Here is an 11115-nt window from a genome sequence, read left to right on the forward strand (position 1 = left end):
AGTTCGCCGTCGAAAGCCCGGGAAACCGCCGCCAGAAGCCGATCCCATACCCCCGCCTTGCGCCAGCGCACGAACCGGTTGTAACAGGTCGTGTAAGGCCCATAGCGTTCGGGAATGTCCGCCCAGGGGCTGCCGGTGCGAAACCGCCACAATATCCCGTTGATCACCCGGCGATCATCCACCCGAGGCACGCCACGGCTCTTGTTCGGCAGCAACGGCTCAATCACCGACCACTCGAAATCTGTCAGGTCAAAACGACGGCGCATATCCAAGGCTCCTTTCCCGAACCTTGAATCAATCACTTGCCGTCCACGCAAGCCAGTTTATGAGTTTACGGCCTAGCGATCGCCCAGCCAGGCGAAAGCTGCACCTGCAAGACGCACATCGGGCCGAACCTGTTCCACCAGAAGCGGACGGTTTCGTGGCAGATGTCGATCCCGCGCTCGAACAGCAGGTCTTCGACATTCCGCAACGACAGCGGGAAGCGGACATACATCATCACCACTAGGGTCCAGACTCGTTCAGAGCCAGAAGGCCACGGCTGCGGCGAGGCTTACGGCTGACAGGAAGTTTCTGGCGAGCTTGTCGTAGCGGGTGGCAATCCGGCGGACCCGAAGGGCGGCGAAGCCAACTCCTTGAGACGGCAGAACATGGCCTCGACCCGCCAGCGGTCCTTGTAACGGCGTTCGTCATATTGGATTGGGCGCTTGCGGTTGCGCCGACCTGGTATCACCGGGATGGTGCCCTGCTCGCGCAAGGCAGCCCTGATGCGGTTCGCGTCATAGCCGCGGTCAGCGATCACGCGCTTCATGCCGATGGTCTCGCCGATCAGCAGGTCTGCGCCCTTCACGTCAGATGTATTGCCGGGCGTCAGGACGAGGCGGAGTGGTCGCCCGAGGACATCGACAAGGGCGTGGATCTTCGTTGTCCTGCCGCCACGCGAGATGCCAATGGCATTGGCCCGCGCCCCCCTTTTGCGCCACCGGCAGAGCGGTGTGCCTTGATATAGCTGCTATCGATCTGGCCTGTTTCCGCGATCCAGCCTTCCTCTGTCAGCGCCGCCAGGATACGTGTCCAGATGCCCCGGCGGCTCCACCGGTTCCAGCGATTGTAGACCGTCGTCGAAGGGCCGTATTCGGGTGGGCAGTCCGCCCAGCGGCCACCGCACTTGAGCATGTGGATGATGCCCGAGATCACCCGGCGATCATCGACACGCCGCGCTCCGGGCTGGTTCTTCGGCAGGTGCGGCTCGATCGCAACCCATGCTTCATCCGACAACCAGAACAACGAACGCGACATTCCCAACAGCCTCCTGTTTCAGCGGAGTGTCCTTGAATCAATGTGCTCGCAGACTTTCAAGAGGCTGATTGGGTTTTGACCCTAACAGGGTCATAACGCAATCCTCCTGAGACGCAGCGAATTGCCGATGACGCTGACCGAGGAAAGTGCCATTGCAGCCGCTGCGATGATCGGTGAAAGCATGATGCCGAACAGCGGGTAGAGCGCGCCCGCAGCCACCGGGATACCAGCGACGTTGTAGGCAAAGGCGAAGAACAGGTTCTGCCGGATGTTGGTCATGGTTGCGTGGCTTAGGTGCCGGGCACGCGCTATCCCTGTCAAATCGCCCTTGAGCAGTGTGATGCCCGCGCTTTCGATCGCAACGTCTGTGCCGGTGCCCATGGCGATGCCGACATCGGCAGCAGCAAGCGCGGGGGCGTCGTTCACACCGTCGCCTGCCATCGCCACGATCCTGCCTTCGTCCCTCAAGCGCTTCACGATCGCGCTCTTCTGATCGGGCAGGACATCGGCTTCGATGTCGTCAATGCCGAGCCGCCGCGCGATGGCCTCAGCTGTGATGCGATTGTCTCCGGTCAACATGATGACATGGATGCCCGCTTCGGCCAGCGCCTTGAGCGCGGCAGGCGTGGTCTGTTTAACCGGATCGGCAATGCCGATGGCACCCGCAGCACGGCCATCAATGCCAAGGAAAATTGCGGTCGCCCCTTCAGCGCGCAGGGCGTCAGCACGCCTCGCCAGTTGGGCAGTCGAGATACCCTGCTCCTCAAGAAAGCGGGCATTGCCAGCAACAAGCCGATGTCCATCGACGATGCCGGTGATGCCCTTGCCGACGGGCTGATCGACGTCGCCAGGTTCACTGATTGCGAGACCCTTGGCTTCTGCATCCCGGACAATGGCCAGGGCCAGCGGATGCTCGCTGCTGCGTTCGAGGCTGGCGGCAAGGCGCAGAACCTCTTGGCTGTTGAACCCCTCGGCCGTCTCGATCGCGACCACCGCAGGCTTGCCTTCGGTGAGCGTGCCGGTCTTGTCGACGACAAGGGTATCGACCTTTTCCATGCGTTCGAGCGCCTCGGCATTCTTGATAAGGATACCGGCCTGGGCACCGCGTCCGACCCCCACCATGATCGACATCGGGGTTGCTAGACCAAGCGCACAGGGACAGGCGATGATCAGCACGGTCACCGCTGCAATCAGGCCATAGCCCATCGCCGGCGACGGGCCGACCAGGGACCAGACGACGAATGCGATCACCGCGACAGCGATCACCGCCGGCACGAACCAGCCAGACACGGCATCTGCAAGCCGCTGGATTGGCGCACGACTGCGCTGGGCTTCTGCCACCATCTGGACGATGCGTGCCAGCATGGTGTCGCGCCCAATCTTCTCGGCGCGCATCACGAGGCCACCGGTCTGATTTATCGTGCCGCCAATCAGCTTCGACGCTGCCTCCTTGATCACCGGCATGGACTCGCCAGTCACCATCGATTCATCGACCGTGCCGCGGCCGTCCAGCACCACGCCATCGACCGGCACCTTTTCGCCAGGGCGAATGCGCAAAGTGTCGCCGACCATTACCTGGTCGAGGGTGATCTCCTCGTCGCTGCCATCGGGACGAACCCGGCGGGCGAGCTTGGGCGAAAGGTCGAGCAATGCGCGGATTGCGCCACTGGTCGTCTCGCGGGCATGCAGTTCAAGCAGTTGGCCAAGCAAGACCAGGACGGTAATGACCGCTGCCGCCTCAAAATAGACCGCGACCGAGCCGTCCATCGCGCGAAACGCGGCCGGAAAAATGCCAGGCGCGAGCGTCGCCGCCATGCTGTAGGCCCAAGCGACTCCGGTCCCCATCGCGATCAGGGTGAACATGTTGAGATTGCGGCTCTTGATCGAGGCCAGGCCGCGTTCAAAAAAGGGCCAGCCAGCCCAGATAACCACTGGCGTTGCCAGCACCATCTGAACCAGGTTGCCGATGTTCCCATCCAGATAATGGCGCAGTCCTCTCAAGTGTCCGCCCATCTCGAGTGCCACTACCGGCAAGGCGAGGATGAGCCCGATCACAAAGCGCCGCTTCATGTCGGCATATTCCGGTGACGGTCCATCGCTGAGCGTCGGGGTCATCGGTTCCAGGGCCATGCCGCAGATCGGGCAGCTTCCCGGCCCTGCTTGCTGAACCTCCGGATGCATCGGGCAGGTCCAGATCGCGCCTTCTGGCACCGGTTCTGTCGGGCGCGGCGCATCAATCACATAGCGCGCCGGATGAGCTTCGAACTTGGTCAGACAGCCAGAGCTGCAGAAGTAGTGATGGGCGCCGTCATGGGTGGCGACATGCGTCGTCGTCGCAGGGTCAACGCTCATTCCGCAGATGGGGTCAATCACCATTCCTGGAGCCTTCGATCCGGAATGGGCGCATTTCGCATGGTCGTGATGCGACTCGGTCATACTTCGTGCTCCTCTGGTCGCACCTCTCATCAACCTTGACATCACGTCAGGGTCACGAGGCAATTTACCCGTTCGCCATGATCGGCTCCAGCGTACCCAACAAGGCCACCACGGCGAGGATCAAAAGTGCTGCGCCCATTTCCATAACAAGGCTTTGTTGAAGGCCACGTAACGCGGTGGCCGGATTGCCGTCGGCGATGGCTGCACCAAGAGCGGGTGTCAGCCGCCAGCGGTTGGCACCCGCCAGCACCAGCATAGCAGCAAACAGGACGAGCTTGATGAGCAGGAGTTGGCCGTAGCGCGAAGCGAACAAGGTGTCCGGGTGAGGCAAGCCCATCAGGATCAGGCTATTGGTGAGGCCCGTGAGAACGATCAACCCGACCGCAAGCGTCCCGACCCGCGAAAATCGTTCAAGGGTCCGATGCGCGATCCTGATCTGCATATCGGATTGGCGGGCCAATGGCTGAAAAAGCAGCCAGGAGAAGGCGGCGATTCCGCCGATCCATACAGCTGCCGCCAGCATGTGAACGATGTCGCTCAGGCGGTGGAGGGAGCCGGTCCACCCTTCGGTTGCGCCGGCATGGCCCGTCCAGACCAGCGTGGCGACCGCCAGCGCAGTCGAAGCAAGCAGAGAGTGCCTGGCAATATGTGGGCTTCGGTCGAGCGCGAGCGCGGCAACCAAGGCAATTGATAGTGCTGCCATGCGCACGATCCAGGCACTGCCTAGGGCGCTTTGCGTAACTATCTGCCCGAAGGTTGAGGCATCGACTGCCCAGAAGCTTGTTCCGATCATGGCTGCGACAAGCGCAATCATGCCGGTGCCAGACAGCAGCAGCCCGAGTAGCGAAAGGATGAGGGCAGGTTTGGCCAGCGGCAGCAAGGCAGTGCCTCGCTCTTCGGGTTCCAGCGCGTAAAGCGAGAAGGCCGTCACACCTACCAGCACCATCAGGTCGGCGTAAAGCGCAAACCGGAGGGCGATAACAAGCGGACTGTCCATGCCTTCAGCGCACGGTGAAGCTGAAGTTGCCGTCCATGCGATGCGTGTCGGCTCCGGCCGCGCTCCAGGTCACGCGGTAAGTGCCGGCGGCGAGCGGGCGGCGGAGCAGCAAAGTCATCGATTTCCGGTCCTTGCCCAGCTGCACGGTGAAACCCGTGATCGGCATCGGCGCATGGTTTGCCATACCCGGCATTCCCGTCATCGCGATCTCGGCCCGTGCCGTTGCGCCGATCACCGCCTCATTAAAGCGCAGTTCGATCCTCGTTGGTGCTTCGACCGTTGCATTGGCGGCCGGGGTCGAGGACACAAGCCGCGTATGCGCGCTGGCAAGCTGCGGGACCATAAGACCCAGAGCCGCGGCGGCGAGGGCAAGGCTGATCAATCGCATGAGGAAACTCCTTGGAATTGGCTACCAGGATGAAATACGCGCGCCGGAACAGCATCCCTCAAATTGGGCGGGTTCGGTTTTTCTGAGGGATCGGGGAAATGGCTTCGTATTGGATGTCGACACCTTGGGAGACTCACCATGTCAGATCTTGATCAGGCGCTCCGCCGTTTGGCCACACTTCCGGCCCCTTCGGGGCTGGCGACAATCGACGACAAAGTGCTTGCCGGAGTGGCTGCGAGCCGCCGCGAGGCTGCGGCCGGGTCTCGGCTGACGGGCTTTGCCGCAGCCCTCGCCCTGGCGGTTGGCATAGCGGGTGGTGGACTGGCGGGCGGCGAACCCGCCACAGCTCAGCCACTCTCACCCTTTGCCCCCGACAATCTGCTCGCACCTTCAACCTTGCTGGATGTGCACCCGTGAATTGGACCAGGCGGCTGATCGTTATCGGGCTTGTTGCATTTGCGGCGGCGCTGGCCGGAACTTATGCCGGTCGCGTCCTGTTCGCTCCGGAAGGGCAGAGCGAGACCGAACTCCACGCACTGCTGCACCGCGAACTCGAACTCGATGCCGCACAGGAAGCAAAGATTGAAGCAATCGAGCAGCGTTTTGCCACCCGCCGCAAGGTGCTTGAGCTGGAGATGCGGGCGGCCAATGCCCGTCTGGCCGAAGCGATAGAAGCGGAACATGGCTATGGTCCGGAAGTCACCGCCGCCATCGACCATACCCACAAGGTCATGGGTGAGATGCAGAAGGAAACACTGGAGCATCTCTTTGCCATGCGCGCCGTCCTGAGGCCCGATCAGGCGGCCAGGTTCGACCGGTCGGTTACCAGAGCCCTGACCCCGGAATTGCCGTGAGCCTTTCGCTGTCCGACGGAAGCGACGGCGAGCTCGCGGCACTGGCGCTCGCCGGTCGGCAAGACGCCTATCGCGAACTGCTGGCGCGCCACCGTGAAACTGTCTTTCGTCTGGTGCGAGCGTCGGTCGGCGACCCGCACGAGGCACTTGATATCACCCAGGAAACCTTCATCGCCGCGTTCTCGTCGCTTGGACGCTACGACCATGAGCGCCCTTTCCTGGTCTGGCTTAAGCACATCGCGCTCAACAAGTGCCGGGACTGGGCGAGGCGGAGAAAGGTTCGGGCTTTCTTCACGCGAGCAGCGCCGCTGGAGATGGCTTTCGAAGTTTCGGATGATTCCATTCCTGCCGACGTGCAAGCCGCGGACCGGACCGAACTGGCGCGCGTGACCGCGGCCATATCGCGCTTGCCGTCCCGTCTGCGCGAGGCGCTGGTCCTCCGCACGATCGACGGCCTCGGCCAGGCTGAAGCCGCAGAGGTGCTGGGAGTCAGCGAGAAGACGGTCGAGACCCGCCTCTATCGGGCCAGGGGAAAATTAAAGGCGATGCTTGGCAACCAGATCTGAGGGGTAGGGAAAGCGGCTGCGTATAGGACGTTGAAGCCGTCAATCTCACCGGACACCATTCATGCACTCTTTTGCGCTTGATCGCCGTACACTCATCCGTTCGGCTGCCTTGGGAGGCGGGGGCCTTGCGCTTTCGGCAGCGCTCCCGGCCTGGGCGCGCAGCGGAACTTCTGGTCTTGGTGCCCCGATGGCCGTGTTGTCCGGGGAGCAAATCGCACTATCCATCGGCCATGCCTCGCTCAGGGTCGGTGGACGTGACGGGCATGCCATCGGCATCAATGGTGTGACACCTGGCCCGGTCATCCGGCTGAAGGAGGGCCAAATGGTTCGCCTCGCAGTGAACAACACACTCAACGAGGAAACCTCGATCCATTGGCACGGGTTGCTCGTGCCTTTCCAGATGGACGGCGTGCCGGGAGTGAGCTTTCCCGGGATCAAGGCCGGACAGACCTTCGTGTACGAGTTTCCCGTCAGGCAGTCTGGCACCTATTGGTATCACAGCCACTCCGGCATGCAGGAAGCGTTGGGCATGTATGGCGCGATCGTCATCGATCCCGCCGCGCCCGATCCGGTGGTCTATGACCGCGAACATGTAATCATGCTCGCCGACTGGAGCTTCATGCATCCGCACACCCAGTTGCGGAAGTTGAAGGCCCAGCCCGGCTATTTCAACATGCAAAAGCAGACCTTTTCGGGATTGCTCGATGGCAAAGACCAGTCCGCTTCCGAGCGCCGTATGTGGGCCAAGATGCGGATGGACCCGACAGACATTTCGGATGTCACCGGCGCAACCTATCATTTCCTGGTCAACGGGCATGACAGCGCCGCGAATTGGACCGGACTGTTCGCCCCCGGCGAGCGGGTGCGCCTGCGCATCATCAATGCCGCCGCCATGACCAATTTCAATGTCCGGATTCCGGGCCTTGCGATGACGGTGGTTGCCGCCGATGGGCAGAACGTGCAGCCAGTCGAGACCGACGAGTTCCAGATCGGCATTGCCGAGACCTATGACGTCATAGTGGAGCCCAGGAGTGATGAGGCTTATGGCTTCATCGCCGAAGCCATCGACCGCTCCGGTCAGGTGCGCGCCACGCTTGCTCCGCGCCTCGGCATGGTCGCGCCAATCCCGGCGATCCGCGAACGCCCGCTGCTGTCCATGAAAGACATGGGCATGGGCGATATGTCTGCACCCGGTGCCGATGCGAGTGTAGCTGATCACGCAGCGATGGGCCACGCGATGCCCGGGGTGGATCACGGCTCGATGAAGATGCGCGATCCGGCGGTCGCGCCGCAGGTCAAACTGGGGCCAGGCGTGGCAACGCTTTCGCCAATGCCGATGGACCGCACAGGCGAACGCCCGACGGGCCTAGAGAAAGTCGATCACCGGGTGCTGACTTATCGTGACCTCAAATCGCTGACCCCCAATCCCGACAAGCGCACGCCGTCGCGAGAGATCGACATCCATCTGACCGCCAACATGGAGCGCTACATGTGGTCCTTCGACGGCGAAAAGTTCAGCGAGAACACTGAGCCGATCCCGTTCCGCCACATGGAGCGGGTGCGCGTCAATCTTATAAACGACACGATGATGCCGCATCCGATTCACCTGCACGGTCATTTCTTCGAACTGGTCACTGGTAATGCGGGCCATCATCCGCTGAAGCACACGGTCAATGTCCTGCCGGGCGGTAAGGTCTCGTTCGACCTGACGGCCGATGAACTCGGCGACTGGGCGTTCCACTGTCACATGCTGCTGCACATGATGTCGGGGATGTTCCGGGTCGTGACCGTGCGCCACGAGGAAGACGCGGCGTGAAGGCGACCCATATCATCATCGCTTGTGTCTTGCTGGTGACGCCCGGCTTTGCGGGGGCCCAAGCCACCATGCCAGGCATGGAAATGAAGGATGCGGCCGGCACAGTTGCTCGAGGCGAGGCCCCGCCGGTTGCAATGGACCATTCCGGCCATAGTCAGCCCGAAGCTGCCGTTCCCGCGCCTGTCGCAGTCGATCCCCATGCCGGACACGCTGCCGAGCCTAAGCCAGCGACTGCGCCACGGCCTGAAGCGATAGATCACTCCGGCCATGATATGAATGCCATGGCGGGCATTCCCGAGGGTGATCCGGGAATCGGAACTGCTCCCGCCCCTGCGCCGCCAGGCGACCATGCCGCCGACAGCTTCTTCGATCCCGTCGAAATGGCGCGTGCGAGAGAGGCCCTAGGGCGGGAGATTGGTGCCTTCATTGGGTCGATGGTGCTCTTCGATCTCGCCGAATTCCACGTGCGCAAGGGCAGGGACGGTTATCGCTGGGCTGGCGAGGCCTGGTTCGGCGGCGACGTCAATCGCCTCCTGATCAAAACGGAGGGCGAGGGCGCATTCGGCGAGCCGATCGAGAATCTGGAAATCCAGTCACTCTATTCACGTGCCATCATGCCGTTCTGGAATGCGCATGTCGGCTTGCGGCACGATATAGCACCCAATCCCTCGCAAACGTATGCCGTTGTCGGCGTCGAAGGGATCGCGCCGTACTGGTTTCATTTGACGGGGCAGATGTTCCTCTCCGACAAGGGTGACATACGGGCTCGCCTTGAGGGAAGTTACGATGAGCGGATCACCCAGCGCCTGATCTTCCAGCCCCGCGCGGAACTCAATTTCTCGGCTCAGGACATGCCTGCGATCGGCGTCGGATCGGGACTCACCGATTTCGAACTGGGTGCGCGCTTGCGCTATGAGATCCGGCGCGAGTTCGCGCCCTATGTTGGCGTGGAATGGAGCCGGAAGGCGGGCGACACCGCGCGGTTGGCACGGTTCGCAGGAGAAGATCCGGATGTGGTCAGTTTTGCCGCTGGCCTGAGGGTGTGGTTCTGATACCGATAGCAAGGCACCAAGGCTTTGGCTGGACCGACGGGTCGCAATGAAGCAGGACTTGATCCTATGAAGTCGGTCGTCGCTCTCATGGTTACTCTAGGACTGGCGTTCGGCGCAGGACCGTTTTGCGCCACCCCGGCAGCGGCTTCGATCCAGTCCGCCAACATGGCATGTGGCGACATGCCAGAACGCGGCGACCGCTCACATGATCATGGCGCACCGGACGTGGTGCGGGTCTGTCACGCGTGCCTTTTTGCTGCGCCTGCCATTGGCACCAATCTGAATGTCATGCGATGGGACCGGGTCGGCCCGGAGATCCGGGCGCCCCGAAGCCTGTCCGGCTTGAAGCAAGAGCCACCGACACCGTCCCCGCGCCAGCCGGTTTCCTGATCCGCTTCAATCTTATCTGGAGAATACACATGAAGTCCAAGTATCTGCTGGGCGTCCTCGCGCTCTCGCTTTCTACTGCCGCGTTTGCAGCCGAGCCTGCGCCTACGCCAGAAAAGCCGTGCTGTTGCTGCAAGAAGGGCGAACACGGCCAGATGGCCTGCTGCAAGGAGCATGGCGAGCAGGCTGGTCAGCATGCTCGTCACGACATGAGCGGCGTGGATCACAAGTAAGCAATGGTGCGCGGAGGGTGCTTAGCCACCCTCCGCGCATTGCCATGTGACTACCGGCCAAAGCGCATTCTGGCTATAATTGACAGTTGACGCCGTTGCGATTCAGCGCCGCCTGCGAATGAGGAGATTATACATGCGAAAGCTTGTCCTGGCACTGGCGTTGTTTTCGACCCCCGCACTCGCGGCAGGTGACATCCTGATGCACCGCGATCCAGGATGCGGTTGCTGCGAACAATGGGCCGCCCGGGTCCGCCAAGCCTTCGGCAGAAATGTGCGGATCATTGATGACGCGGACCGTGCTGCGTTCCAGCGGCACGTGGGTCTTCCGGCAAGCCTGGCGTCATGTCACACTGCGATTGTAGACGGGATCGCCTTTGAGGGACACGTTCCCATTATTGACATGCGCCGCGTGCTGGCGAACCGCCCGAATGGTGTTCGCGGGCTTGCGGTCGCAGGCATGCCGATCGGTTCGCCCGGCATGGAGGTGTCCGGCGTTCGCCCACAGCGGTTTAACGTCATAGCCTTCGGGGCCGCGCGCACCAGCGTATACGCGCAGCACTAGTTGCCGCATTGATCGGTTGCGGCGCTCAATTCACCCTCGGCCTGGTCCCCACAGGATCAATCCCGCCCCGGCGAGACAGATCAGCCCGCCCAGTATATCCCAGCGATCGGGAGCTACACCCTCGATGACTTGGAGCCAGACCAGCGACGCGACGATGTAGACGCCGCCATAGGCGGCAAAGGCGTATCCATCCGGCGGGGGCCGCCTTGCGCGGGTAGGTAGCGAGCGCTCTTTAGCGTGCTCTTTTGAGCGCGCTTAGGAGTGGTCGATGGGTCAGGTGACGGTATTTTCGGGGCCGGAGCGGCGGCGCCGGTGGAGCGAGGAAGAACGGCTGCGGATCCTTTCCGAGGCGTTCGCGCCTGGCGCCTGCGTTGCCGAGGTGTGTCGGCGGCACGATATCTCCTCGGCGCTGATCTACACTTGGCGGCGCAAGTTGCTCGATGCAGGCGCGGCGCAGGAGGCCGAGGCGCCGGATGCGCTTCCCACGCCGGTATTCGCCGAAGCGGTGATCGACGGGGACGCGGT

At 62.3% G+C, this 11115-nt stretch carries 11 protein-coding genes and 3 pseudogenes; 7 read left to right on the top strand and 7 right to left on the bottom strand.

What is annotated here, in order from left to right; translation table 11 throughout:
• The 6 genes and pseudogenes from G524_RS0111825 to copC form a co-directional block, all read right to left on the bottom strand.
• Nucleotides 1–266, bottom strand: a 266-nt coding sequence (locus tag G524_RS0111825) for an IS5 family transposase (RefSeq protein ID WP_036857918.1), incomplete at its 3' end; no start/stop codon positions are given.
• A 119-nt stretch (nucleotides 267–385) separates the two neighbouring features.
• Nucleotides 386–499 (bottom strand): annotated as a pseudogene (locus G524_RS16885) (IS6 family transposase); the annotation flags it as partial.
• A gap of 54 nt (nucleotides 500–553) precedes the next feature.
• Nucleotides 554–1299 (bottom strand): annotated as a pseudogene (locus G524_RS16705) (IS5 family transposase).
• Nucleotides 1300–1389: 90 nt separating this feature from the next.
• Entirely contained in the window at nucleotides 1390–3735 is a 2346-nt protein-coding gene (locus G524_RS0111845; RefSeq protein ID WP_027443888.1) for a heavy metal translocating P-type ATPase, read from the bottom strand.
• 64 nt (nucleotides 3736–3799) lie between these two features.
• On the bottom strand, nucleotides 3800–4732 hold the full coding sequence (gene copD / locus G524_RS0111850; RefSeq protein ID WP_027443889.1) for a copper homeostasis membrane protein CopD: 933 nt from the start codon (nucleotides 4730–4732) through the stop codon (nucleotides 3800–3802).
• Between the two features lie 4 nt (nucleotides 4733–4736).
• The gene (gene copC / locus G524_RS0111855) at nucleotides 4737–5120 is read right to left on the bottom strand and encodes a copper homeostasis periplasmic binding protein CopC (protein ID WP_027443890.1); all 384 of its coding nucleotides are present in this window, start codon (nucleotides 5118–5120) and stop codon (nucleotides 4737–4739) included.
• Nucleotides 5121–5533: 413 nt separating this feature from the next.
• Between copC and G524_RS0111860 the strand changes: the two genes are divergently transcribed.
• The 6 genes from G524_RS0111860 to G524_RS0111880 all read left to right on the top strand — a co-directional run bounded on the left by G524_RS0111860 (nucleotide 5534) and on the right by G524_RS0111880 (nucleotide 10590).
• Entirely contained in the window at nucleotides 5534–5974 is a 441-nt protein-coding gene (locus tag G524_RS0111860; protein ID WP_027443891.1) for a Spy/CpxP family protein refolding chaperone, read from the top strand.
• Nucleotides 5971–6540, top strand: coding sequence for an RNA polymerase sigma factor (locus G524_RS0111865; RefSeq protein ID WP_027443892.1), 570 nt, complete (start codon nucleotides 5971–5973; stop codon nucleotides 6538–6540). The genes G524_RS0111860 and G524_RS0111865 overlap by 4 nt, the downstream gene beginning before the upstream one ends.
• Before the next feature lie 61 nt (nucleotides 6541–6601).
• The gene (locus G524_RS0111870; protein WP_027443893.1) at nucleotides 6602–8356 is read left to right on the top strand and encodes a copper resistance system multicopper oxidase; all 1755 of its coding nucleotides are present in this window, start codon (nucleotides 6602–6604) and stop codon (nucleotides 8354–8356) included.
• Complete coding sequence (locus tag G524_RS0111875; RefSeq protein WP_027443894.1) at nucleotides 8353–9408, top strand: copper resistance protein B; 1056 nt, start codon at nucleotides 8353–8355, stop codon at nucleotides 9406–9408. Before G524_RS0111870 ends, G524_RS0111875 begins: the two co-directional genes overlap by 4 nt.
• Nucleotides 9409–9827: 419 nt before the next feature.
• Nucleotides 9828–10028 (top strand): hypothetical protein, encoded by a 201-nt coding sequence (locus G524_RS16890; RefSeq protein WP_086620087.1) that lies wholly within the window; start codon nucleotides 9828–9830, stop codon nucleotides 10026–10028.
• Nucleotides 10029–10161: 133 nt separating this feature from the next.
• Nucleotides 10162–10590: a DUF411 domain-containing protein gene (locus G524_RS0111880; protein WP_027443895.1), complete on the top strand. Its 429-nt coding sequence runs from the start codon at nucleotides 10162–10164 to the stop codon at nucleotides 10588–10590.
• A gap of 30 nt (nucleotides 10591–10620) precedes the next feature.
• On the opposite strand, the pseudogene G524_RS16710 reads toward G524_RS0111880, so the two are convergent.
• Nucleotides 10621–10779 (bottom strand): annotated as a pseudogene (locus G524_RS16710) (YnfA family protein); the annotation flags it as partial.
• Between the two features lie 79 nt (nucleotides 10780–10858).
• On the opposite strand from G524_RS16710, the gene G524_RS0111885 reads away from it, so the two are divergent.
• A partial coding sequence (locus tag G524_RS0111885; protein WP_027443896.1) for a transposase occupies nucleotides 10859–11115 on the top strand: 257 nt, incomplete at its 3' end.

It is taken from the genome of Erythrobacter cryptus DSM 12079, assembly GCF_000422985.1.
Taxonomy (GTDB): domain Bacteria; phylum Pseudomonadota; class Alphaproteobacteria; order Sphingomonadales; family Sphingomonadaceae; genus Erythrobacter; species Erythrobacter cryptus.

Excerpts from the sequence above, each read along its gene's own strand:
- copC (WP_027443890.1), bottom strand. The coding sequence starts at position 5,120 with ATGCGATTGATCAGCCTTGCCCTCGCCGCCGCGGCTCTGGGTCTTATG.
- G524_RS16890 (WP_086620087.1), top strand. The coding sequence starts at position 9,828 with ATGAAGTCCAAGTATCTGCTGGGCGTCCTCGCGCTCTCGCTTTCTACT.
- G524_RS0111880 (WP_027443895.1), top strand. The coding sequence starts at position 10,162 with ATGCGAAAGCTTGTCCTGGCACTGGCGTTGTTTTCGACCCCCGCACTC.
- G524_RS0111870 (WP_027443893.1), top strand. The coding sequence starts at position 6,602 with ATGCACTCTTTTGCGCTTGATCGCCGTACACTCATCCGTTCGGCTGCC.
- copD (WP_027443889.1), bottom strand. The coding sequence starts at position 4,732 with ATGGACAGTCCGCTTGTTATCGCCCTCCGGTTTGCGCTTTACGCCGAC.
- G524_RS0111845 (WP_027443888.1), bottom strand. The coding sequence starts at position 3,735 with ATGACCGAGTCGCATCACGACCATGCGAAATGCGCCCATTCCGGATCG.